At 60.3% G+C, this 23,125-nt stretch carries 20 protein-coding genes; 8 read left to right on the top strand and 12 right to left on the bottom strand.

The window, feature by feature from the left end:
* Positions 1-3: 3 nt before the first annotated feature.
* Complete coding sequence (locus VB672_RS19985; protein WP_329785969.1) at positions 4-270, top strand: hypothetical protein; 267 nt, start codon at positions 4-6, stop codon at positions 268-270.
* Here VB672_RS19985 and VB672_RS19980 read toward each other — a convergent pair.
* Positions 241-1,353, bottom strand: coding sequence for an aminotransferase class I/II-fold pyridoxal phosphate-dependent enzyme (locus VB672_RS19980; protein WP_329785968.1), 1,113 nt, complete (start codon positions 1,351-1,353; stop codon positions 241-243). The two genes, VB672_RS19985 and VB672_RS19980, sit on opposite strands and share 30 nt — an antisense overlap.
* A gap of 178 nt (positions 1,354-1,531) precedes the next feature.
* Between VB672_RS19980 and VB672_RS19975 the strand changes: the two genes are divergently transcribed.
* Together VB672_RS19975 and VB672_RS19970 are read left to right on the top strand one after the other, a co-directional pair.
* Positions 1,532-2,647: an aminotransferase class I/II-fold pyridoxal phosphate-dependent enzyme gene (locus tag VB672_RS19975; RefSeq protein ID WP_329785967.1), complete on the top strand. Its 1,116-nt coding sequence runs from the start codon at positions 1,532-1,534 to the stop codon at positions 2,645-2,647.
* Positions 2,644-3,285 (top strand): helix-turn-helix transcriptional regulator, encoded by a 642-nt coding sequence (locus VB672_RS19970; protein WP_329785966.1) that lies wholly within the window; start codon positions 2,644-2,646, stop codon positions 3,283-3,285. The genes VB672_RS19975 and VB672_RS19970 overlap by 4 nt, the downstream gene beginning before the upstream one ends.
* Here the strand turns inward: VB672_RS19970 and VB672_RS19965 are convergent.
* From VB672_RS19965 to VB672_RS19945, 5 genes are all read right to left on the bottom strand, one after another.
* Positions 3,276-4,109, bottom strand: coding sequence for an inositol monophosphatase family protein (locus tag VB672_RS19965; protein ID WP_329785965.1), 834 nt, complete (start codon positions 4,107-4,109; stop codon positions 3,276-3,278). The genes VB672_RS19970 and VB672_RS19965 overlap by 10 nt on opposite strands.
* Positions 4,110-4,142: 33 nt before the next feature.
* Positions 4,143-4,979, bottom strand: coding sequence for an aldo/keto reductase (locus VB672_RS19960; protein WP_329785964.1), 837 nt, complete (start codon positions 4,977-4,979; stop codon positions 4,143-4,145).
* Between the two features lie 98 nt (positions 4,980-5,077).
* Positions 5,078-6,058 (bottom strand): S1C family serine protease, encoded by a 981-nt coding sequence (locus VB672_RS19955; RefSeq protein ID WP_329785963.1) that lies wholly within the window; start codon positions 6,056-6,058, stop codon positions 5,078-5,080.
* A 196-nt stretch (positions 6,059-6,254) separates the two neighbouring features.
* Complete coding sequence (locus VB672_RS19950; RefSeq protein WP_329785962.1) at positions 6,255-6,467, bottom strand: hypothetical protein; 213 nt, start codon at positions 6,465-6,467, stop codon at positions 6,255-6,257.
* Positions 6,468-6,669: 202 nt separating this feature from the next.
* On the bottom strand, positions 6,670-8,181 hold the full coding sequence (locus VB672_RS19945; protein WP_329785961.1) for a globin-coupled sensor protein: 1,512 nt from the start codon (positions 8,179-8,181) through the stop codon (positions 6,670-6,672).
* Between VB672_RS19945 and VB672_RS19940 the strand changes: the two genes are divergently transcribed.
* Together VB672_RS19940 and VB672_RS19935 are read left to right on the top strand one after the other, a co-directional pair.
* Positions 8,168-8,452, top strand: coding sequence for a hypothetical protein (locus VB672_RS19940; protein ID WP_329785960.1), 285 nt, complete (start codon positions 8,168-8,170; stop codon positions 8,450-8,452). The genes VB672_RS19945 and VB672_RS19940 overlap by 14 nt on opposite strands.
* Positions 8,453-8,623: 171 nt before the next feature.
* Positions 8,624-8,950, top strand: coding sequence for a hypothetical protein (locus tag VB672_RS19935; protein ID WP_329785959.1), 327 nt, complete (start codon positions 8,624-8,626; stop codon positions 8,948-8,950).
* A gap of 45 nt (positions 8,951-8,995) precedes the next feature.
* On the opposite strand, the gene denD is transcribed toward VB672_RS19935, so the two are convergent.
* From denD to VB672_RS19915, 4 genes are all read right to left on the bottom strand, one after another.
* Entirely contained in the window at positions 8,996-9,976 is a 981-nt protein-coding gene (denD, locus tag VB672_RS19930; RefSeq protein WP_329785958.1) for a D-erythronate dehydrogenase, read from the bottom strand.
* A gap of 125 nt (positions 9,977-10,101) precedes the next feature.
* On the bottom strand, positions 10,102-11,112 hold the full coding sequence (locus VB672_RS19925) for a TRAP transporter substrate-binding protein (protein ID WP_329785957.1): 1,011 nt from the start codon (positions 11,110-11,112) through the stop codon (positions 10,102-10,104).
* A gap of 32 nt (positions 11,113-11,144) precedes the next feature.
* Positions 11,145-12,428: a TRAP transporter large permease subunit gene (locus VB672_RS19920; RefSeq protein WP_329785956.1), complete on the bottom strand. Its 1,284-nt coding sequence runs from the start codon at positions 12,426-12,428 to the stop codon at positions 11,145-11,147.
* A complete protein-coding gene (locus VB672_RS19915; RefSeq protein WP_329785955.1) occupies positions 12,425-12,967 on the bottom strand; it encodes a TRAP transporter small permease in 543 nt (180 codons plus the stop codon). Before VB672_RS19915 ends, VB672_RS19920 begins: the two co-directional genes overlap by 4 nt.
* A 443-nt stretch (positions 12,968-13,410) precedes the next feature.
* Here VB672_RS19915 and VB672_RS19910 point away from each other — a divergent pair, with 443 nt between their 5' ends.
* Genes VB672_RS19910 through VB672_RS19900 form a run of 3 tightly spaced genes read left to right on the top strand, consistent with a single transcriptional unit; the run spans position 13,411 to position 16,806 of the window.
* Positions 13,411-14,610, top strand: coding sequence for a mandelate racemase/muconate lactonizing enzyme family protein (locus VB672_RS19910; RefSeq protein ID WP_329785954.1), 1,200 nt, complete (start codon positions 13,411-13,413; stop codon positions 14,608-14,610).
* 12 nt (positions 14,611-14,622) lie between these two features.
* Positions 14,623-16,011, top strand: coding sequence for an FAD-binding oxidoreductase (locus tag VB672_RS19905; RefSeq protein WP_329785953.1), 1,389 nt, complete (start codon positions 14,623-14,625; stop codon positions 16,009-16,011).
* A gap of 18 nt (positions 16,012-16,029) precedes the next feature.
* Positions 16,030-16,806: an SDR family oxidoreductase gene (locus VB672_RS19900; protein WP_329785952.1), complete on the top strand. Its 777-nt coding sequence runs from the start codon at positions 16,030-16,032 to the stop codon at positions 16,804-16,806.
* Positions 16,807-17,289: 483 nt separating this feature from the next.
* Here VB672_RS19900 and VB672_RS19895 read toward each other — a convergent pair whose 3' ends face one another.
* Together VB672_RS19895 and VB672_RS19890 are read right to left on the bottom strand one after the other, a co-directional pair.
* On the bottom strand, positions 17,290-19,398 hold the full coding sequence (locus VB672_RS19895; protein ID WP_329785951.1) for a response regulator: 2,109 nt from the start codon (positions 19,396-19,398) through the stop codon (positions 17,290-17,292).
* Positions 19,395-23,125 (bottom strand): hybrid sensor histidine kinase/response regulator (locus VB672_RS19890; RefSeq protein ID WP_329785950.1); only part of this gene is annotated, 3,731 nt, incomplete at its 5' end. The genes VB672_RS19890 and VB672_RS19895, both read right to left, overlap by 4 nt.

The following is a 23,125-nucleotide window of genomic DNA, read 5'->3' as shown; positions in this document are numbered from 1 at the left end:
GTAATGATTGTACACCATGACGACCAGTGGTCCGCCGCCGATCTCACCGACGACGAAGGGGCCGATCGCGCCGGGATGGATCTCGGTCCGGAAACCAGCCCCGCCGAGGAGATCGCGCACGGCTTCGGCGCATTCGGGCAGATTTCCTGCCCGCGCGCTCACCGATGGAATGGCAATGAGGCGCCGGAGGTCCGCCTGTGCCCGCATCAAGCGTTCGTTCGTGAGCATCGCGAGCGCTTTCTACGCCAAGCCATGACGGGAGAGGAATGAATCCAGACGCGCCAGCCCCTCGACCAGATGCTCGGTCTTCACCCCGATGCCGATGCGGATGTGATTTTCGATCCCGAACCAACTTCCGGCCACCACGAAGACGCTTTCCTCTTCTCTCAGCCTGTTCGACAGGTCCTCGGAGGCCATGTCGAAGTCGTAGTGCATAAACGCCATGCCGCCGGCAGCAGGACGCTGCCACGACCAGCGGTTCCGCTTCTCGACCCAGCGCTCCACGATATCGGCATTCTCGCGCAGCAGGGCTCGTCCTCTTGCAAGAATGCGCTCGCGGTTCTTCGGCTCCATGACGGCGGCACCGAGAATTTGGCTCAAGATGCCGCTGCCGATCGTCGTATAGTCCTGCCGCTTGGCGGCCTCTTCGATGACACGATTTGGTCCGACGATCCATCCGAGACGCAGGCCCGGACACGCGAAGGATTTCGACAGGCTGCTGGTGACGATGACGCGAGGATAAGCCCCATAGAATGTCTCCGTCTCCGGCCCGTCGATCTCACCGCCGCGATAAATCTCGTCGACCAGAAGCCAGGCGCCTGCCTTTTGCGCCGCCTCCAGCAGAGCGTCGCTGCTCCGGCGCGACAGGACCGCACCTGTCGGATTGCCGGGATTGGTGACAGCGATCAGCTTCACGCCATCCATGGCCTTCATGAGAGCTTGCGGATCGATCTGCCAGCCCTCATGGGCCAACAGAGGAAAGCGCTCGATGCTCATGCCCAGGGCACGTCCGAGCCCGTCCACCTGCATGAAGTTGGGAACGGCGAAAAGCACCCTGTCGCCAGGATCGATCATCGCCATCAGGGTGATCATCGTCGCCTCGGACGATCCATTGGTCACGAGCACGTTGGACGCAGAGGCACCCGGATACCAGCTTGCGATGGCAGCCCTGAGGTCGGGCCGCCCGTCCGTCCAGCCATAGCCGAGCGGCTGGCGGAGCAGCGCCTGAGCTTCCTCCGTCGGGAGGATCTCCTCGATGGTGCAGGGATGCACCCCACTCTCCGTGAGATTGACCTCGACGTCGTTCTCGAACAGCGTCTGGTTCCGCTCCATCAGGAAGGTATCGAACTGCACCTGAATGCTCCAATGCGGGATGGGGTCGAGGCAAAGGATCGGCCCTGTGCCACTTTCACGACCGCGCAGGAACATGACAGCGCGGCATCTGAACCGTCAAGTCCAAATTGGACTATGAAGTCTAAATATCTGGTGCTAAAGAACCTGAAAAATTCTGATTTGCAGCGCAGGGATCGCCATGAAAATCGAAGAGTTCACGCTTGAGCGCATTCAGTCGCTCTATGAGAACACGGTCGAATACAACCTCTCCGACAGCGGCGTGCATCCGTACTCTCTGCGTGAGCTTCTGACGCCCGAGCAGCAGGCTCAAGTGCTCGATGTGGAACTCGGCTATGGCTGGACGAACGGCCGCGTGGAGCTGCGGCAGGCCATCGCCAATCTCCACCCGAACCGCAATCCGGACCATGTGATCGTCACCAACGGCTCGGCCGAGGCGAACTTTCTTTTGGTGATGTCCCTGCTGGAACCCGGCGACGAACTCGTGGTCTTCGTTCCGAACTACCTGCAGATCTGGGGATGGGCGCGAGCCATCGGCGTCGCGGTCAAGGAGGTCCTGCTCCGTGAGGAACTCGGCTGGACACCGGATCTGGACGACGTGCGCAAGGCTGTCTCGAACCGCACGAAGATGATGACGATCTGCAATCCCAACAACCCGACCGGTGCCGTTCTGTCGCGCGAGACGATGAATGGCCTCGTGGCGATTGCCCGCCGGCACGGCATCTATCTCCATGCGGACGAGGTCTACAAAGGCGCCGAATTGAATCAGGACGAACCTCCGAGCTTCGCGGACCTGTATGAGAAGGCCATCATCACAAGCGGGCTGTCCAAGGCGATGGCGCTTCCGGGATTGCGCATCGGATGGCTCGTCGGTCCGGCTCAGGAAATCTATGCCTCCTGGCAGTGCAAGGACTACACCTCGATCACGACAGGCGCAGTCAGCGAATTCGTGGCGGAGATCGCCGTGCAGCCTGCCAAGCGGCAGGAGATCCTCTCCCGCAGCAGGCGTATCCTGCGCGAGAATCTTGCCCTGCTGCAGCGCTGGGTCGATGCCAATAGCGACTTATTCTCTTTCGTGCCGCCTCAAGCCGGCGGCATGGCATTCATCCGCTATGCCATGCCCATGAACTCGACCGAGTTGGTGCACCGCCTGCGCGAGGAGCGCGGCATCATGCTTCTGCCGGGTGATGTCTATGGCATGGACCGTTACATCAGAATCGGCATCGGAGCGCCCGCGCATCATCTGGAGGCGGGATTGGAGCGGCTTGCCGCCTTCGTGCGCGCAGAGATCCAATGAGCCGGGTGCGTAAAATCAACGCCAAAGCCACGCTCTCGCCGGAACTCGCGAGCTATGCGCCCGTCTGCGATGCCATCGCCTTGCTCTTCCAGCCTTATGCCGAGGTGGTGCTCCACGATCTCTCCACCGAGACCGTTGTGTACCTGTCCAATCCATTCTCCAAACGGGAACTCGGCGAGCCGTCTCTTTTGCATGAGATCGACTTCAAGCCGTCCGACATCATCATTGGGCCCTATGAAAAGGTGAATTGGGACGGACGGCGCATCAAGTCGGTCAGCGCCGTCCTGCGTTCGAACGGAAAGTCCATTGGTATTCTCTGCATCAACGTGGACGTTTCGCATTTTCATGCGGTCATGCAGACCCTGACGGCGCTCGTCGCCGTGCCGCAATCGCCGGAGAAACCCGCCTCATTGTTCAAGGAGGACTGGCACGAGCGCATCAACGAGTACATCCAATCATGGACCCGCGAGCGATGCCTCACCATCGCTGAGATGAGCCGCAGGCAGAAACAGCAGCTCGTCACGGATCTCGCGGGAGACGGAGCTTTCGGCGGGCGCAATGCGGCGGCCTATATCTCGCGCGTGCTTGGTCTCGGCCGCGCGACGGTCTACAACTATCTTAAAAAGGATCAGGCCTGAGGCGGCAAGAGCGCATCGCGCACGGCCAACCAGCTTTCCTTGTCCGGCGCGCTGATGAGACCGCCGCCGCGATTGACGGGACGATAGGGAGAGCCGTCGAAATGCGCCGTGTAGCCCCCGGCCTCGCGATGGATCAGCCAACCTGCCGCATGATCCCACGGCATCACGCTCGACGAGAATGAAAAATGAAGGTGACCTGCCGCTGTCTGGCGATAGGTATGTGCCGCACAGCGCAGATCGGCCGCCATCGCAACCTTCGGCAGATTTCCCGTTACGACTGGGCGAAGGTCTTCGGGCAGGTAACGCCATGAGACATTGCCGGCCATCTGCGACAATGGCATTGGTGAAGAAACCTGAAGCGGGCTGGTGCTGCCGTCCGGGCGTTGAGTCCAAGCACCTTCGCCGCGAACGGCCATGGACCAGTCGTCTGAGATCGGATCGAGGATCACACCGCAGACGATCTCGCCCTTGATCACTGCGGCAGCCATCACGCCGAAGAGCGGTAGACCGGAGGCGAAGTTCAAGGTGCCGTCGACAGGGTCGAGGATGAATGCCAGATCGGCATCACCGAGGCCGTCGAGGCGACTTGCATCCCGACTCACCCCTTCCTCGCCGACGACCAGCGCTCCCGGGAACCGGCGCAGGAGCTCGGCCTCGATGACGCGCTCGGCGGCCTCATCCGCATCCGTCACGAGGTCGAGCTGCGAAGATTTCGTCCGGATCGCATCAGAAGACAGGTTTCGGAACCGCGGCAGGATCTCGGCCTGAGCCGCGGTTCTGAGAATGTCTGCAACAGCATGGGCATCGGCACGGGTGAAGATCATGGACTCCTCATGTCCTATTTTCTCAGCAAGATATCAAATCATCTCAAGCGGACGCTTGCGGCTGGGCGGAGGAAACTCTGCATCGATGGTCTCAAGATCCTCCGGGTTAAGCCGTATCTCAAGCGCTCGACGGTTGTCCCGCACGTGATCGGGACTTGAGGCTTTCGGGATTGCGACCACATCAGGCTTCTGGAGAAGCCAAGCCAGGGCAATTTGGAATGGGCTGGCTCCATGCATCTGGCCGATCCTCTGCAGGGCTCCACCCATTGGGAGCCTGCCTTGCTCGATCGGACTATAGGCCATGAGCGGCATGCGACGCTCGGCCATCCAGGGAATGAGATCGAATTCCGGCCCCCGCCGAGTCACGTTGTAGAGCACCTGATTGGTGACGCAGTTCTGTCCTCCAGGCAAATCGAGCAACTCGTCCATATCATCGACATCGAAATTGCTGACGCCCCAATGGCGTATCTTGCCGGTGCGACGCAGTTCCTCGAAACCGGCAACCGTCTCTTCCAGCGGCACGCCGCCACGCCAGTGAAGGAGGTAGAGATCCAACCGATCGGTCTGCAGACGCTGGAGACTCCGCTCGCAGGCTTGAACGACACCCTGGCGGCTTGCATTGTGCGGATAGACCTTGCTCACGAGGAAAAGCCGGTCGCGCTCTCCGGCGAGAGCCTCGGCGACCAGTTCCTCTGCGGCGCCCTCTCCATACATTTCAGCCGTGTCGATCAGCGTCATGCCAAGTTCAACGCCCAGGCGCAGCGCCTCGATCTCCTGAGCCCGGCGCATTACCCTCTCGGCCATCTGCCAGGTTCCCTGCCCGAGAGCGGGAACGGCCTCGCCATTCGGCAACGTCACCTTCGGATTCATGTCTCACCCTCCTGAGAGGCGATGCCTCTTCGGATCTGCACAATTGGCAACTGAAACTAATGAGCCATCAGGCAAGGCCGGGCCACGGCTCTCGGTGGTCACTGCAGGCGGGGTCCCTTCATGAAGCGGCCTCGATCGGCGGATCGAACCGTCACATCGAACCTATCTCCCTCCCGCTCAAGCGTCAGAGGGACATCGACACCGGCAGCGCCCAAGGCCCAGACGGCGCGATAAAATTCTGCCAACGACGTCACCGGCTGACCGGCGACCGCATGGATCTGATCTCCTGCCCGCAGACCTGCCCGCTGTGCCGGCGCATCGCCGGCCAAGCCGATGATCGCGATCTGGTCGTCCTCCGCCTCCGCAACATAGAACCCAAGCCAGGGCCTTGGCTGGCTCTTGGTCCGCCCATGAGTCAGGAGATCGTCCAGGATCGGCTTCAGGAGGTCGATCGGCACGCTCATGTTGAGGGGCACGACAGTCCCCCCGGAGGCCTGATGCTGGAGTTGGAGCGAACCGATGCCGATCAGATCCCCACGCGGTCCGATCAAGGCCGTTCCACCCCAATTCGGATGAGCCGGCGCGGTGAAGATGGCCGGATCGATCAGGTACTCCCAGTAGCCCGCGAATTCCTGGCAGGCGACGACCTGTGCGGCGAGGGAATGTCTCTGCCCGCCACTGCCGCCGACCACTACCTGATCACCAGGCCCCAGATGCCGGGAATCCCCTAAAGCCAGCACCGGCACGCCCAGCGGTTCGAGCGCCTGTACCAGTCCAAAGCCGCTCTCATAATCGTAGGCGAGCACATGCCCCTGAATGACTCGGCCCTTGTTGGTGGTCAGCCAGACCTCCTCAGCCTCGGCAATCAGGTACCCGATGGTGACGACAAGGCCGTCATCTCGAATGACCACGCCTTGTCCTGCCCGTTCCGTCCCAAGCGTCTCAGCCGTGAAGGCATCCTCGGGGACTCGCGCCCTAAGGGAAACGATGGCGGCCAGCGCATCCTTGAGGTCATAACTGAGAATTCTCGGATCGGGCTGGTACTCAGGAGGGATTTCCCACTCGTCGGGTGATTGCATGAAAAGCTCCTCAGACTCCCGGCGGAGAGTCTGCACCTTTTCAAGATGGCAGGAAACACAGCGCCTTCAACAGGCCTCCCCCTTTTGACGCACAAAAAGCCGTGATGGGGAACCAGATTCGGCAACGGGTTTCCAATGCCCGGCTCGTGGCGGGGCGCAGCACCCGGATGCACAAAGCCCAAAGGCAGCATACTCGTTATGCAGCCTTGAGGATTTCTGCCGCGGCCACGCTCCGGCCCTCGCTCCAGGCCTGTTCCTGCTTTTTTTCAAGCATGCGCAGGGCATGCCGGGCATAAAGACGAAACTCGTGCTTCAAGACCCGCGACGCAGTTTCCCAAACCCCGGTCTCATGCCGAGCGACAAAGAATGCCCGAGCGATATGCTCGATTTCCTGGTCTGTCTGATCCACCTTCGCCCCCACCGAAGCCCTCATGGCTCCATCAACTGCACCGGAAGCAATTCCGGCAGCAACTGTTGGCAAGGTGTCTGATTTGCGGACTCGTGTCTGTACCCGAAAAGACACGATTCCGCCACAAATGGAGCTCGTCGGGTCTTTGGCCGAGCAGATGACTCATCCACGCTCCGTCGGGCCGGTTCGCAGTAGCTGTAGCTTAGGCAGCCTTTGCCTTAGCGAGAAATTGACCGATGTCCTGTTTCAGGCGCTGGAGCTGCTGATCCAGAGTCTGCTTGGCGCTCGAGACGTGTTGGGCCGCAGTTGCTGCCGAAGCCGCCGATCCGGTCAGGGCCTCGATGCTCCGGACGACGGCACGCGTATGATCGGTGGTCTGGTTGACGTTTACGGCGATTTCCGATGTCACCGCCGCCTGCTCCTCGACGGCGGCGGCGATGGCCGTTGCAATCCCGCTCAGCTCCTCCATGATGCGGCCGATATTGTCGATGTCGGCCACGCTTCGCTGCGTGGCTTCCTGGATGGCGCCGATCCGTGTGCCGATCTCGGTTGTCGCCTTGGCGGTCTGATTGGCAAGGGTCTTGACCTCCTGCGCGACGACGGCGAAGCCCTTGCCCATCTCTCCGGCGCGGGCTGCCTCGATCGTAGCGTTCAAGGCGAGCAGATTGGTCTGAGCCGCAATGCGCTCGATCAGGTCGACAACATCGCCGATTTCCCGAGCCTGCTCGGCCAATCCATTGACGGTTTCTTTCGTACGCTGAGAGTTCTCCAAAGCGTGCCGCGCGACATCCGCCGAGCGGCTGGCCTGTTGTCCGATTTCCCGGACGGACGATGCCAACTGCTCCGTTGCGGCGGCTCCGGATTGCATGTTGAGGGCTGTCTGTTCGGCGGCCGTCGTGACCTGAACGGCAAGGCTGCTGGCGCTCTCGGTTGCCTCATCGAGAACTGTTGCACTTTGGGAGAGAGCCCCGCTCGCCTGCCCAGAGATCTCCAGGCTTTCCTGCACCGCATCGGAGAAAGAGGCAACCGCCCGCGACAGGACCTCCCCTTTCTTCTGGCGATCCTGGACAAACGCATCCTGGTACACGGATATCGCTAAATCCATGTCGAGCATCACCGCCTGGTTCACTACGGCGACTTTGCGGGCGAGCGCTGTTCCGCTGAAGCGGTGTCGCTTCGAAAGAACATCCACCAGTTCATTCATGATGAAGGCATAGCCTCCGATGTACCACCGGGGCTCGAGACCGATCTTATTATGAATGAGGCCAATGCGATGGATGCCTTCCACGTAAGCCTCATCGAACCTGCCGCTGAAAAGCCTGCCCCAGTGCTGCATCTGGGCCGAAACGAGCCGAGACTGCTGCGTTCCGATCATCTTGGACAGGTGCGGCTGCCGGTGCATATGCGCGTAGAACCGTTCCAGGATTGTTGGAAGTGCAGGAGATATCTCCTTCCAGATCGACGGAAGATCTTGGCGAACCTGGCCGTCGATGCCTATGAACTTGAGTCGTTCAGTCAGCAATGTATCGTTTTGCAAAGGTCTTCCCCGAACAAGGCAATGGGTCATTCCTTTACGCCGTCTGGCTTTGCCGAGGCTTGCCACCTCTGCCCACCAGACGATGCGTCGGATTGTACCGGCCTTAGCCGCAACCATTTCCATATGACGTGCGTTAACCTGTGCAGTTTTTCGGGGCTTGTCGATGCTGAATAACATTGCAAATCAATCGGGCTCTCTGGCCCTGCCGGCGCGCCATAACGTGCCGCCACTCCCCTATTCGGTGCAGGAACATCTCGGACAGATGTTGAGAGCCGATTATTTCGAACGGTCGGAGAAGCCGCGGTATCTCGGCGATCCTGTTCTTCCCCTTGAATTCGATCCTTATCTCTACCGTCTTGAACAGAAAGAACGGGCTCTCAGGATTACGCGGGTTCGGGAACAGGGTACGAAGGCTGTTGCCGAAGCACTCTCAGGTCTCGATTTCTGAAGCAGGTCCCTGGGGAGCGAAGCCGATTTTCCGCGGACTGGCGCCCGAGTCAGGAAGCCGATTCACCTCGCGTTCAATGTCCATCGTCCAGAAGGGCCGAGCCTGAGGAAAGCCCCGGCCTTTTGTCCGGTGTTTTTGGAACTCCTCCCGGTGATGGATATTTCGAAGAGCATGGGACACGAAAGCGGAAGAGCCGTTCTGAGGCGGGCATTCAGACGTCTGGAGCACGAGGTTCCGGGCAAGGTCGCTCGCGTTCTGCGCAGCCTTCGCCATCCGGATTCCCGGTGGGTCAGGATCCCGGCGGGTATCCTGCTTATCCTGGGTGGGATCTTTGCAGTCCTGCCGTTTCTGGGAATTTGGATGCTCCCCCTGGGCCTTCTGCTGATCGCCTACGACATCCCGATCTTGCAGAAGCCCGTGGGCCGCTTCACGCTCTGGGCCCTCCAGAAATGGGCCTCCTTCAGGCAGCGGTACTTCCCAGAGCGTCCGCGGGGCTAAGGCCCCTCCCTGAATGTGATGGCCTGCACTGCCCTGGGAACGGGATCACGCCGGAACGACGCCGCCGAGTTCGTCTTCGATGTAGATGGATATGATCTCGTCGAAGCTGCTTTCGGCATGAAAGCCCAGACTTTCGGCGCGGCTGGCATCAAAGCGGCGGGGCCACCCCTCGACGAAGCGAGTGATGGTAGGATCGGGCTCGTGGTGGATCTTGGCGACAGCCTGCTCGCCCGCGATACGCCGGAGCGCATCGATCTGCTCCCCTACGGTCACCGACACGCTCGGCATCGTCAGGTTGCGGCGTGAGCCGATCTTAGACGTGTCCATGGAGGCCGCATGGACAAGGAAATTGACGGCAGAGCGCGGCGAGGCGTGGGCGTGCCGCACGTCCGTCGAGACCGGCAGAACCGTCTCCTGACCGTGCAGCGGTTCGCGGATGATGCTGGAGAAAAAGCCAGAAGCAGCCTTGTTCGGCTTGCCAGGACGGACGCAGATCGTGGGGAGCCGGATCCCGACGCCGTCGAAGAAGCCGCGCCGCGTGTAATCGGCCAGCAGCAGCTCACCCATGGCCTTCTGCGTGCCGTAGCTCGTGAGCGGTGTCAGGAAGAACTCGTCGCCGATCGCCTCCGGGAACGGAGCGCCGAAAACGGCAATCGAGGACGTGAAGACAAGCCGCGGCTTATATCCATCCCCGATAAGACGGATGGCATCGAACAGAAACCGTGTGCCGTCCAGATTGATCCTGTAGCCCTTGTCGAAATCCGCCTCGGCCTCGCCGGACACAATCGCGGCGAGATGGAAGATGACGTCAGGACGACTTGCAACGAGCTTTTCCGCTTCTCCTGGCATGGAGAAGTCGGACGTCAGCGTCTCGACGGCGATGGATGTCTGAGGACGCTCGGGCTCGACGACGTCATGCAGCATGAGACGCGTGATCGCCTCTCCTCCTAAGCGGCCGTCCTTCACCAAGCGTTCCGTAAGCTTGCGGCCGACCATTCCGGCCGCCCCGAGAATGAGGATCTGCATCGATCAACGATCTTCTTCAGTTGCACCCGACGACGAGACGGGCGCCTGGGCTGGAAGGATTGGGTGTCTACGCCGCTCGATAGTGAAATCCTTTGAGCGGCGTAGGTCAGATCGTGGCAACAGGCTTACTTCTGCCGAACTTTGTCCAGTTCCGCTTGCATCAGTTTGACCGTCTCGGGGCCGATGGTCGACGCGTGCTTCTCCCAGACCGGCTTCGCCTGCTCGCGCATGCGATTGGCCTCCTGGACATTCAGCTCGTTGACCACGACACCTTCACCTTTGATCTTGTTCAACGAGGCCTGAGACAGCTCGCGGGAGACCTTGCGCTGCTCGTCACGAGCCACGACGGCACAATCCCGCAATGCGGCCTGCTCATCCTTCGACAACCCGTCCCACAGCTTCTTGGAATAGAGAACGAGGAAAGGCGTGTAGGCGTGGCGCGTCACCGAAAGATACTTCTGCACCTCGTAGAACTTGGAGGTGTCGATGGTGACGAACGGATTCTCCTGACCGTCGATGGCCTTGGTTTCCAGAGCCGTGAACACCTCGCCGAAAGCCATCGGCACGGCGTTGGCCCCCATGTTCTTGAACGTGTCGAGGAACACGTTGTTCTGCATGACGCGAACCTTCAAGCCCTTGAAGTCCTCCCACTTCTCGACCGGCCGACGCGAGTTGGTGAGGTTGCGGAAGCCGTTCTCCCAATAGGCCAGGTTCACGAGCCCGACCGTTTCGAGCTTGCCGTCGATGTACTTGCCGAACTGACCGTCCAGGACGGAATCGGCTTCCTTCTCGTTGGCGAACAGGAACGGCAGATCGAAAACACCGAGATCAGGCAGAATGCCGATGAGCGGCGAGCTCGAGGTGACGACCATCTCTTGCGTACCGGAGCGAAGCGCCTGTGTGGCCTGGAGATCGCCGCCCAGAGCATTGCCCCAGAAGCCCTGAACTTTCAGCTTGCCCCCGGATTTGTCGGCAAGGCACGCCTTGAACTTTTCGACACCTTTGCCATTGGGGTGATCCTCGTTCACGCCGTTGGACAGGCGGATGTTGCGCTCGGTGAACTGGGCATAGGCCGGGACGGCCGCCATGATGGTTGCCGCGACACCGGCTGCAAGAGCGAATTTGAAGGCTTTCATGGTTGTTTCCTCTCTCTGTGTTTTCATTTCGTTCATCGTCCCCGCAGCCAGGAAAACGGGACCATGACCAAATCGGGGAAGATGATGAGCAGGACGAGCACGATGAGTTGGGCGATCAGGAACGGGTTCACGCCCCGGATGACGGCGCCCATGGGCACACGGGCGACACCGCTCACGACATTGAGCACGATGCCGACCGGGGGTGTGATCAGACCGATGGCGTTATTGATGATGAACAATACGCCGAAATAGACCGGATCGATGCCTGCCTGTTTCACGATCGGCATGAGGACCGGCGTCAGGATCAGAACCGTCGGCGAGAAATCCAATGCGGTCCCGACGATGACGACCAAGAACATCAGGGCGAACATGAGCAAGGTCTTGTTCCCCAACAGCGGCTCGATGAGCCCGCTGATCTCGCCCGGTATGTTCGCCTGCGTGATGAGCCAGGCGGACACGAGCGCCGCTGCGACGAGGAACATCACGACCGCCGTCGTCTTTGCGGCCGTGAGGAAGACGCCGTAGAGCATAGATGGCTTCAGCTCGCGATAGACGAACATGCCGATGATGAGCGCATAGACGGCGGCCAGAACGGCCGCCTCCGTGGGTGTCACTATGCCCCACTTGATGCCGCCCAGGATCATCACGGGCATGAGAAGCGCGTAAAAGCCATCGATGAAAGCCTTGCCGCGCTCGCGCATGGTGGCTCTCGGCGCCGTTTTCATCTTGTCCTTTCGGCTGACGATTGCCCAGGCCACGACAAGGGAAAGACCCATCATCAGCCCGGGTGCAACGCCGGCCAGGAACAGCTGGGAGATCGAAACATTGGCCGCAACGCCAAAGACGATGAAGCCGATCGACGGTGGAATCACCGGAGCGATGATGCCGCCAGCCGCGATGAGGCCTGCTGACCGGGGAATGTCGTATCCCGCATTTCGCATCATCGGAATCAGGATTGCCGCAAGAGCCGCCGTATCCGCAGCCGCAGAGCCGGACAATGCAGCCAGTATGAGGGCCGCCACGATCGCGACATAGCCGAGGCCGCCATGAATGTGCCCGAGACAAGCCAAGGCGAAGTTGACGATGCGCTTCGACAGGCCGCCGACATTCATCAGCTCACCGGCTAGCAGGAAGAATGGCACGGCGAGGAGCTGGAAGTTGTCGGCGCCGATGATCATGTTCTGAGCCACGATCTGGCTGTCGAAATTGCCAAGCCAGAGCATGAGCGCGAGAGCACAGACGATCAGCGCGAACGCAATCGGCATTCCGAGTGCCATGGCTCCGAGAAGCGACGTGAGAAAGACGACGATGGTCACTCGAGACGCTCCCTCAGAGCATGGGCTTCATCATCACTGTAGTCACCCGCGAAAGCCTTGAGCTCATGCTCGCTCACGCGCCCGGTGACAACACGCAGAATCCGAAGGACAGCCATCAGCCCCAGGCCGACGCTCGTGAAATAGCCAACTCCATACACCCAGAGCATCGAGATCTCGGTAATGGGGGCATAATTCGTAGCGTTGATCTCGGCCTGCTGCCACGTGCCCCAAAAGAAGACCGCGCAGCAACCGATGATGAAAAGGTCGGACAGGACCATACAGACCTTGCGGCCGTTGTCTCCAAGACGTGCCACCAGGGTCTCAACGCCTAGATGGGCATTCTCGCGGCCCACTACGACGGCACCGATGAAGGTCAGCCATACGAAGAAATATCGTGAGAGCTCCTCCGAAACGTCGATGCCCGTATCGAAGAGATAGCGCAGCACGACGTTGCCGAAGACCATCACGACCATGGCCGCCAGCAGAAGAACCAGCAAACCTTCCAAACCTTTGAAGAAGAAGGAAATTATCCTGCTCACAAGTTCTCCCTGCCTTGGACGGCCTTCTTGACGCCCATTATTCTGTTCGCCCCTGATGAGTCTTCAAGCCCTAGGGGACCAAACATGTTACGCGATCTAAGGCCCAGCTATATGGAGTGTCAATTCAGCCGAGAGAAAGCGCTTCCGAAGGTGAACAGCCAAGCGTGATGTCGGGTATCACCTGCCTGCAGCCTTGGGTTCTTGTTTTTTCGCTTGAAGCAGGATCAATGCTGGCTTCAGGACCGCCGTCATGAGATTTACTGCTGCGAACCGGCATGCGATTGGGCTTGCATCATTGTTTCATATTAGACTTATGAATACGTGCTCGTGCAAACCATTTCCGTGGATATCATCGAAATGGCAGCTTCGGCCCTGTCGGCGTGACGATTGGCTCCTTCCGCCCGTGCCGATCAGGGCAAGAGCGTAGCCGCAAGGAGGATCCCGTGAAGATCACCGGCGTCGAGACGATCCGTCTCCAGGAATTTGCGAATATCGTCTGGGTCCGCCTGCATACGGACGAAGGGCTGATCGGACTTGGCGAAACCTTCATGGGCGCGGCAGCGGTCGAAGCCTATATCCATGAAACGGCCGCGGCCAAGCTGATCGGACGCGATCCTCTTCAAATCGAAGGCATCAGCCGCGACCTCCAGAACTATCTCGGCTGGCGGTCTGCGGGCGTCGAGACGCGCGGCAATTCGGCCATCGACATTGCCCTGTGGGATCTGTTCGGCAAAGCTCATGGCAAGCCCATTTGCGACATGCTGGGGGGCCGCTCGCGGGACCGGATCCGAGTCTACAACACCTGCGCGGGCTATCGCTACATTCGCGATAGTCGCGCTCAGAAGGTCGCCAATTGGGGCATCGGAGATGTCGAAGGCGCATACGAGGACCTGGAGGCGTTTCTGCACCGCGCCGACGATCTCGCCCACTCCCTTCTGGAGCAGGGCATCACGGGCATGAAGATCTGGCCCTTCGATCTCGCGGCCGAGCGCAGCCATGGGTATGACATCTCGCCCGACGAACTGAGAACGGCGCTTGAGCCCTTTGCCAAGATCCGCCGGGCCGTAGGCGACAAGATGGACATCATGGTCGAGTTCCACTCCCTGTGGAGCCTGCCGATGGCCAAGAAGCTTGCCTCAGCACTCACCGAGTATGAAACGTATTGGCACGAGGACCCCTTCCGCCTCGACAATATCGGCGACCTCAAGGAATACGCGCAGCACTCGAAGGCCTGGGTCTGCGCCTCGGAGACCCTCTCCTACACACACGCCTTCCGCGAGTATCTCGAGACCGGCGTCGCGGGCGTGGCCATGCTCGACCTGTCCTGGTGCGGCGGCCTGACGGAAGCGCGCAAGATCGCAGCGCTGGCGGAGGCCTGGCACGTCCCCGTCGCGCCCCATGACTGCACCGGACCTGTCGTCTATGCTGCGTCCTGCCATTTCTCCCTGCATGCGCGCAACGCCTTGATCCAAGAGAGCGTCCGGGCCTTCTATACCGGCTGGTACACCGAACTCGTGACCGAATTGCCGATCGTCACCCATGGCGAGGTCACGGTGAACATGAAGCCGGGCCTTGGGCTCGAATTGCTGCCGGAACTCTGGAAGCGCCCGGATGCGATCATCCGGCTGACCGATATGTCTTAGAGTTAGAACATCATGACCCATGTAATTGAAGCGCTTGTTGCAGCGCTGGGACCGCAGGTCCGCACCGGCCCCGACATTCCCTCCCGCAACCATGCCGATGCCGGCGGCCTTCAGCCCACCGCTCCGCAGGCCCTGATCCTGCCGCAGACCACACAGGATGTCTCAACCGCCTTGAGGATCTGCCACGAGCATCGCCAGCCGGTCGTGACACAAGGCGGGCTGACCGGACTTGCAGGTGGTGCGCATCCGCAAGCGGGAGAAATCGCGTTGTCCCTGGAACGGATGAACGGGATCGAGGAGATCGACCCGGCGAGCGCGACGCTGACGGCGCTCGCCGGAACGCCGCTCGCGGTCGTACAGCAGGCTGCCGACGAGGCTGGCTTCCTGTGCGGGATCGATCTCGGGGCGCGCGGAACCTGCACGATCGGCGGCAACATCGCGACCAATGCCGGCGGCAATCAGGTCCTTCGTTATGGAATGGCCCGGCGCAACACCCTTGGACTCGAAGTGGTCCTCGCGGATGGCACGGTGGTTCGGTCCCTCAACAAGATGCTGAAGAACAACGCCGGATACGATTGGACACAGCTCTTCATCGGCAGCGAGGGAACGCTCGGGATTATCACCCGGGCCGTGATCGGCCTGCACCCCAAACCCCAGGGTCTCCAGACGGCTCTCTGCGCGGTCGACAGTTTCGAGGACGCTCTCATTGTCCTGCGGCGATTCCAGCAGGCTCATCCGGGGCGCCTGCTGGTCTTCGAGGCCATGTGGCGGGAATTCATGACGGTCGCGACCAAGATCTGCGGACTTCCTCCGGCTTTCGAAGCGGAGCACGACGTGACGCTCTTGATCGAGGCCGATATGGGAACCGATCCGGAAGGAACGGAAGCCTTCTCTCTCATTCTCAGCGAGTTCTACGAGCAGGATCTCATCAAGGACGCCGTGGTCGCTCAGTCCCGGGCCGATCGAAACCGCTTCTGGGCTTATCGGGAAACACCTTATGAGTATGGACGCTTCCTGCCGGAGGAAATCCGCTTCGACGTCAGCGTGCCCCTGGATCGCATGACGGAGGCTGTCGCGCATCTGCGCCAAGAGATGCCGAAGCAATGGCCAGACGCCGTTTACGTGGTCTTCGGGCACGTGGCCGACAGCAACATCCACATCAATGTCGCGATTCGCGACATGAACGACGTCATCAAGAAAGGCGTTCAGGGTCTCGTCTACGATCTCGTCTCGAGGCTCGGCGGATCCATCTCCGCAGAGCACGGCATCGGGCGCATCAAGCGCCCCTATTTGCCCTTGAGCCGAACGGAGCCCGAGCTCGCCCTGATGGGCAAGATGAAGCGGATGCTCGACCCTGCCGGGATCCTCAATCCAGGTCGCATTCTTCAAGGACCGGTCTAGCTCAGTCAGGATGTCAGGATGAACGTGAACATCGGCAGTCTCTTCGATCTGTCAGGACGCATCGCGCTTGTGACGGGATCGAGCGCCGGCATCGGCCTTGCCCTTGCACTTGGTCTCGGACGAGCCGGAGCGCGCGTGGTTCTGAATGGGCGCCGACAGGACAAGATCGCAAATTCAGCACAGAAGCTTCAGGATGAGGGAGTGTCGGTTTTCGAGATGCCGTTCGATGTGACGGACAGCGTCGCCGTCAGAGCTGCCGTCGAAGAGATCGAAACCTGCATCGGGCCCATCGACATCCTGATCAACAACGCGGGCATGCAACGCCGAGGGCCTCTCGAGGATTATCCGGAGGAAACCTGGCACGAACTGATGACGACGAATGTCGACAGCGTGTTCTATGTGAGCCAAGCGGTCGCCCGAAAAATGATCCCGCGCGGACGGGGAAAGATCATCAACATCTGCTCGGTTCAAAGCGAACTCGGTCGTCCTTCGATCGCTCCCTATACGGCAACGAAGGGAGCCGTGAAGATGCTGACGAAGGGCATGGCAATCGATTGGGGAAAGCACGGTCTTCAGGTCAACGGCATTGGACCGGGATACTTCAAGACGGAACTCAATCAGGCCTTGGTCGATGACAAATCCTTTTCCGACTGGCTCATCGCCCGCACGCCGTCCCGTCGCTGGGGAGAGTTGGAGGACCTCGTCGGAGCAGCCGTGTTCCTCGCCTCGGACGCTTCCAACTTCGTCAACGGACAGATCATCTATGTTGATGGAGGCGTGACGGCCTCCCTCTGACGGCCCCTGGAAACTCGCCCTTAACGTTTGGCCCCTAAATCGGCATTCGTGGTTGCCATATCCGCTTGGGATGGTTAGCAACGTCACCTGTTGATTTGCCTGAAAGCTACTTGGGAGGTGCTTCATGCCCCACGGAGCGTACTGCGTTGCATTCAAGCACAATCGTTGGACGGTTTCACAATCTGGCCGGGATCTCGGATCATTCCATTTTCGTGCAAAAGCCCTGAAATTCGCGGTCGAGTCGGCCTGCTGGTCGGCCATGTCGAACAGCCCGATCGTGTTCGTTCTGGACCGCACCGGCGACTTCTATACTGCGTGGCGCGGTGAGAGGGACAGTCTCAGCGCCGAATTGTAGGCGCTTGTCGGATACGACGCCTGAAGTGAGCGAAGATCGCAAGCCCTGGTTGAGAGCCTGATGCGAGCGGCTATCGGCCGCTCGATCATCTCACTCCAAATGCTCCTCACCGACATTTGGCCGCCCAGCTATGCAACGGCAGCAGTCTCCTGAATCGTCGTGTCCTCCAGTTCCACCACCTTCTCCGATTGCATCAGTGACTGGATCTTTTCTGCAAGATCCATTGCTCGGTACGGCTTGTAAAGAAGGTTGAGATCTTCGAGCTTGTCCTCGCTATCGAAATACCCGGTTGTCAGGAGCACCTGGATATCCGGCTGCTCGCGTTGAATGAGACGAGCCAAGTCTATGCCGCTGAGTTCTCCCGGCATTCTGACATCGGAGAGAACGAGCTTGATATCGTTCTTCGCCTTCAGAAGCCGAGCGGCTTCATCGCCGGTTTCGGCCTCGAGCACTTTAAAGCCGAGGGAATGCAGGGTCGAGTGCGTCACCTGACGAACGGCCGGGTTGTCCTCGACAACAAGCACCGTACGACCTTCTCCGAAGGGATGCGCCACGCCTGTATGATGATCCGGGATGCGCTCCGCGGCATCATGAGAGCGGGGGAGGAAGAGGCGGATCGTCGTGCCCACGTTCGGCGAGCTCTCGATCTCCACATGGCCATGGCATTGCTGCACGAAGCCGTAGACCATGCTGAGGCCCAGGCCTGTGCCTTTTCCGCTTTCCTTGGTGGTGAAGAAGGGCTCGAAGACCTTTTCCAGCACCTCCGGCGGCATGCCGATCCCTGTATCGCTCACAGAAATCACAACGAACTCGCCGATGGGGGCTGATCTGCCCTCCTCCACCGTTCGATTCTCGACGCTGATCGTCAGATCGCCGCCATCAGGCATCGCATCACGTGCATTGACCGCGAGATTCAGGAGGGCCGCCTCGAACTGAGCACGGTCGACCTGGATCGGCCATATACCCTCGCCAGAACGCAAGCCCGCATTGATATGCTCGCCAAGTGTTCTGCGCATCAATTCCAGAAGGCTCGGCATCAAGCTCGTGACGTCGATCGTCGAAACCTGCAGAGCCTGACGTCGCGAGAAGGTCAGGAGCCGATAGGTCAAATCGGCGCAATGCTGGGCACTCTCCAGGGCCATTCGCACCCGGCGCTCCGCCTTCTCATTGCCCTGGATGGATTTCTTCAACAGGTCGAGGTTGCCGATGACGACGCTCAGCATATTGTTGAAGTCATGCGCGATCCCGCCTGTGAGACGGCCGACCGCCTCAAGCTTGCTGGCATGAAGCAGGTTCTGCTCCATCTGCTTGCTCTCGGTGATATCGAACCACATCCCGAAGAACTCGCGCGGCCGTCCGTTCTCATCCCGCATGAGGACCGTCTGATCGAGGAAGTGTCTTTCGACATCGTCGGCACAGCGCCAGCGGTACTCGAGATTGACGGATCCCTCCTCCTCCAGCCGCTTGAGTTGAAGCATGACCCGGTCGTAGTCTTCTGAATTGATCCGGGATGACCAGAAATCAGGCCGCTCTAGAAAAGCCGCCGGACGGAACCCAGTGATGCGCTCGATACTCTCATTCGTGAAATGAAGGCGCCGATGATCCTCCTCGACGGAGGCCGTATAGAGCGCGATAGGCAGCGACTGCAGGACGATCGATTGATGTTCTTCGCGCCGGCGCAGAGCCTGCTCCGCCTTCAGCTTTTCGCTGCGGACATGAAGATTGTCCATCAGCAGGCGACGCTCCTGCTCGGCCTGTCGGCGAATCTCCTCCGTCTTCCGATAGAGATCGACGAAGATGTCGACCTTGGATTTGAGGATCAGGGGTTCGATGGGTTTAAAGACATAATCGACGGCACCCGCCGAATATCCTTTGAAGACGTGCATGTCGTCCTTGTTGAAAGCCGTCAGGAACAGGATCGGCACCCGCGACGAACGCGGCCGGTTCCTGATCAGGCTTGCAACCTCATACCCATCGAGCCGTGGCATCTGCACGTCGAGAAGAATGACGGCGAAATCATCCTTCAGAATGTGTCGCAGGGCTCCTTCGCCGGAATCGGCCCTTACGACTTCCACCCCCGGGGACCGGAGCACCTCTTCGACGGCGATCAGATTTCTCGGGTCGTCATCGACCACCAGAATTTTGGCCGGGATCGGATCCGACAGGGGGCGGGCCGAGACCAGATGAAAATCGTCCGGCTGCAGGCCCAACTCCCCTCGCCTTACGTCGTCCGTCATGAGTTCAACCCGGTCTCTGCCGCACCATTGGGAGCAACTTTCCCATCAGGGATATATGTGCTCCGACTGAGTTGAACGCGCAAGACAGCCAGAAGTTGATCCAGGTCCACAGGTTTCGACACATAGTCGGTCGCACCTGCCTCGAGACATTTCTCACGATCGCCCTTCATGGCCTTTGCAGTCACCGCGACCAGAGGAAGATCGCGATAACGTGGGATGTTTCGGATGGCCCGCATGGTCTCATAACCGTCCATCTCCGGCATCATGATGTCCACCAGGGCTACGTCCACATCGGGATTGGCCTGGAGCTTCTCGATGCCTTCCAGACCGTTCTCGGCGAAAACGACCGAGATTCCATGCTGCTCAAGCGCACTCGTCAGAGAAAAGATGTTTCGCATGTCGTCGTCGACGATCAGAACCTTCCGGCCTTCAAGCGAGCCTTCGTTCCTTCGTTCGACGATGATGTGCTTCTCTTCGGGAATGGCGCTGATCGCCCGGTGCAGGAACAGAGCCGTGTCATTGAGAAGGCGCTCGGATGAGCCCTCGCCTTTGACGATCAGCGTTGCGGCGATGCCCTGCAGCCGGCGCTCCTCGGACTTGGTCAGGTCCTGGCCGGTATAGATGACGATCGGCAGTTCCTCGCCGCCCTTCGTCTTGCGGATGCGCTCGATGAGTTCTGTGCCGGGAAGGTCCGGTAGGCCGAGATCAACAACGGCGCAGTCGAACTGACGTGCCTGGATGACCTCCAGCGCGGACTCGGCCGTTCCCACCGCAATCACGTCGACCTGTTCGCTTTTCATGAGCTCGGACAGGCTCATGCGCTGATTGTCGTCATCCTCGACGAGCAGCAGCTTCTTCACGGGCCGGTCGATGAACTCCTTCGTGCGGTTGAGTGCTCCCATGAGGGCCTCGCGGTCGACCGGCTTCTCCAGGAACCCGAAGGCGCCCGCCTTGAGACCGCGCTTCTTCTGATCATCGACCGAGATTACATGGATCGGCACATGACGGGTGCGCGGATCGTGCTTCAACAGGTCCAGCAGCGCCCAGCCGTCCATATCGGGAAGTCCGATATCGAGGGTGATCGCATGTGGCTTGTAGCGATGGGCAAGAGCAAGCGCCGAAGCGCCGTCCATGGCGATCAGCCCCCTGAAACCCTCCTCGCGGGCGAGTTCCAAGAGGACGGAGGCAAACATGGCATCGTCCTCAATGATGAGCACGACGCGGTCTCCGGTCGTGATCGCGTGGCGATCATCGAGAGAAGCCGAGAGAGCCATTGCAGCGGACGGCTGGCGGATCATCGCTCCGGAGGTCTCGTCAGGGGCGCTGTACTGCCCGGCGCCGTTGCCATTGGACCTTGTGAAGTATTCTGCTCCGGTCGTCCCATGGCTTGCAGGCGGCTCGACCGGAACGAAGAGCGTGAAGGTCGAGCCGCTTCCTGGCGTGCTCGACACCACGATCTCGCCGCCGAGCAGACGGGCGATTTCGCGACTGATCGACAGGCCCAGGCCCGTGCCGCCGTATTTCCGGCTCGTCGTGCCATCCGCCTGTTGGAAAGCCTCGAAGATGATGCGCTGCTTCTCCTCTGGAATGCCGATGCCCGTATCGGTCACAGACATGGCGATCCACTGGCTGCCGGCCCGCAGGGGCGATCCCTCTGCCGAGCCGATCTGAAGCGTCACGCCACCACGCTCCGTGAACTTGAAGGCGTTCGACAGCAGGTTGCGCAGCACCTGCTGCAGACGTTTCGAATCCGTCCTGATCGCCGGCGGCAGCTTCGGATCGACCTCCACGTGGAAGTCGAGCTTTCTTTCCTCCGCAATCTGGCGGAAGGTCCGCTCCATGTTGTCGACGAGATCCTTGAAGGCGACGCTCGAGACCTCCAGGCTGACGGTGCCGGACTCGATCTTCGAGAGGTCCAGGATATCGTTGATGAGCGAGAGAAGGTCGGAACCTGCCGCGTGGATCGTCTTGGCGAATTCCCGCTGCTTTTCGGTGAGATTGCCGTCCGAATTCTCGGTCAGCAGTTTCGAAAGGATGAGGAGCGAGTTCAGCGGCGTCCTCAGCTCGTGGCTCATATTGGCCAGGAACTGCGACTTGTAGCGCGACGTGAGCGAGAGCTGCTCGGCCTTCTCCTCGAGGGCCGTCTTGGCAACGGACACCTCCTGGTTCTTCGCCTCGACCTCCTGCTTCTGGAGCTCGAGCAGCCGTGCCTTGTCCTCGAGCTCCTCGTTCGTCTTCTGAAGCGCTTCTTGCTGCTGCCGCAGGAGCTCCTCCGACTGACGGAGGGTTGCGGCCTGCTGCTCCAGGCGGTCGTTGGTGTTTCTCAACTCCTCCTGCTGGCTCTGCAGCTCGGTGGTCAGGAGCTGCGACTGCTTCAGCAGGCCTTCCGTCCGCATATTGGCCGCGATGGTGTTCAGAACGATGCCGATCGATTCCGTGAGCTGCTCAAGGAAGGATTGGTGCGTTTCCGAGAAGCGGCTGAACGAGGCAAGCTCGATCACCGCCTTTACTTCCTGCTCGAACAGGACCGGCAGCACGATGATGTTGAGCGGCGGCGCCTCTCCGAGAGCCGAGCTGATGGTGATGTAATCTCCCGGCACATTGGTGAGGAGAATTCGCTTTCTCTCATAGGCGACCTGCCCGACCAGACCTTCGCGGAGACGGAAGCGGTTGTTGAGGTGCTTCCTTTCCGTGAAGGCGTAGGACGCCACCATTTCGAGGATCGGCTCGCTGCCGTCGCTCTCGACCGTATAGAACACGCCCTGCTGCGCATTTACGAGCGGAGCGATCTCCGACAGGATCATGTTGGACACGGTGGTGAGATCGCGCTCGCCCTGCAGCATGCGGGTGAACTTGGCGAGATTGGTCTTCAGCCAATCCTGCTCCGCATTCTTGAGCGTCGTGTCACGCAAGTTGCGGATCATCTCGTTGACGTTGTCCTTGAGCGAGGCCAGCTCGCCCGAGGCTTCCACCGAAATCGACCGGGTCAGATCGCCCTTGGTCACGGCGGTGGCCACGTCCGCGATGGCTCGTACCTGGGTGGTCAGGTTGGCGGCGAGCTGGTTCACGTTGTCCGTGAGATCGCGCCACAGGCCTGCCGCACCGGGTACTCTCGCCTGTCCGCCGAGCTTGCCTTCCACGCCCACTTCGCGGGCGACGTTCGTCACCTGGTCGGCGAAGGTCGCGAGCGTATCGATCATCTCGTTGATGGTCTCGGCCAGCGCGGCGATCTCGCCCTTCGCATCCACAATCAGCTTGCGCTTGAGGTCGCCCTCGGCGACCGCGGTCACCACGCTGGCAATGCCTCGCACCTGGCCGGTGAGATTGTTCGCCATCATGTTGACGTTGTCGGTCAGGTCCTTCCAGGTGCCGGCCACGCCCCGCACCTGCGCCTGACCGCCGAGTTTTCCTTCGATACCCACCTCGCGCGCCACGCGCGTCACTTCCGATGCGAAGGAATTGAGCTGGTCCACCATGGTGTTGATGGTGGACTTCAGCTCCAGGATCTCCCCGCGAACATCCACGGTGATCTTCTTCGACAGGTCGCCGTTGGCCACCGCCGTGGTGACCTCGGCAATGTTACGCACCTGTCCCGTCAGGTTCGCCGCCATCATGTTCACGTTGTCGGTCAAGTCTTTCCAGACGCCGCCGACGCCTCTAACCTGAGCTTGACCACCGAGCTTTCCTTCCGTGCCCACCTCGCGCGCCACACGGGTCACCTCGCCGG

The sequence above is a fragment of the Microvirga sp. CF3016 genome (assembly GCF_036314085.1).
Taxonomy (GTDB): Bacteria; Pseudomonadota; Alphaproteobacteria; order Rhizobiales; family Beijerinckiaceae; genus Microvirga.
Note: the sequence above shows the minus strand (reverse complement) of the source record. Positions and strands in the feature narration are given on the sequence as shown.

Bases quoted from the DNA above. Each gene is read 5' to 3' on its own strand.
- VB672_RS19985 (WP_329785969.1), top strand. From the start codon at position 4: ATGATTGTACACCATGACGACCAGTGGTCCGCCGCCGATCTCACCGAC.
- VB672_RS19975 (WP_329785967.1), top strand. From the start codon at position 1,532: ATGAAAATCGAAGAGTTCACGCTTGAGCGCATTCAGTCGCTCTATGAG.
- VB672_RS19970 (WP_329785966.1), top strand. From the start codon at position 2,644: ATGAGCCGGGTGCGTAAAATCAACGCCAAAGCCACGCTCTCGCCGGAA.
- VB672_RS19965 (WP_329785965.1), bottom strand. From the start codon at position 4,109: ATGATCTTCACCCGTGCCGATGCCCATGCTGTTGCAGACATTCTCAGA.
- VB672_RS19960 (WP_329785964.1), bottom strand. From the start codon at position 4,979: ATGAATCCGAAGGTGACGTTGCCGAATGGCGAGGCCGTTCCCGCTCTC.
- VB672_RS19955 (WP_329785963.1), bottom strand. From the start codon at position 6,058: ATGCAATCACCCGACGAGTGGGAAATCCCTCCTGAGTACCAGCCCGAT.
- VB672_RS19940 (WP_329785960.1), top strand. From the start codon at position 8,168: ATGCTGAATAACATTGCAAATCAATCGGGCTCTCTGGCCCTGCCGGCG.
- VB672_RS19945 (WP_329785961.1), bottom strand. From the start codon at position 8,181: ATGTTATTCAGCATCGACAAGCCCCGAAAAACTGCACAGGTTAACGCA.
- VB672_RS19935 (WP_329785959.1), top strand. From the start codon at position 8,624: ATGGGACACGAAAGCGGAAGAGCCGTTCTGAGGCGGGCATTCAGACGT.
- denD (WP_329785958.1), bottom strand. From the start codon at position 9,976: ATGCAGATCCTCATTCTCGGGGCGGCCGGAATGGTCGGCCGCAAGCTT.
- VB672_RS19925 (WP_329785957.1), bottom strand. From the start codon at position 11,112: ATGAAAGCCTTCAAATTCGCTCTTGCAGCCGGTGTCGCGGCAACCATC.
- VB672_RS19905 (WP_329785953.1), top strand. From the start codon at position 14,623: ATGACCCATGTAATTGAAGCGCTTGTTGCAGCGCTGGGACCGCAGGTC.
- VB672_RS19900 (WP_329785952.1), top strand. From the start codon at position 16,030: ATGAACGTGAACATCGGCAGTCTCTTCGATCTGTCAGGACGCATCGCG.
- VB672_RS19895 (WP_329785951.1), bottom strand. From the start codon at position 19,398: ATGACGGACGACGTAAGGCGAGGGGAGTTGGGCCTGCAGCCGGACGAT.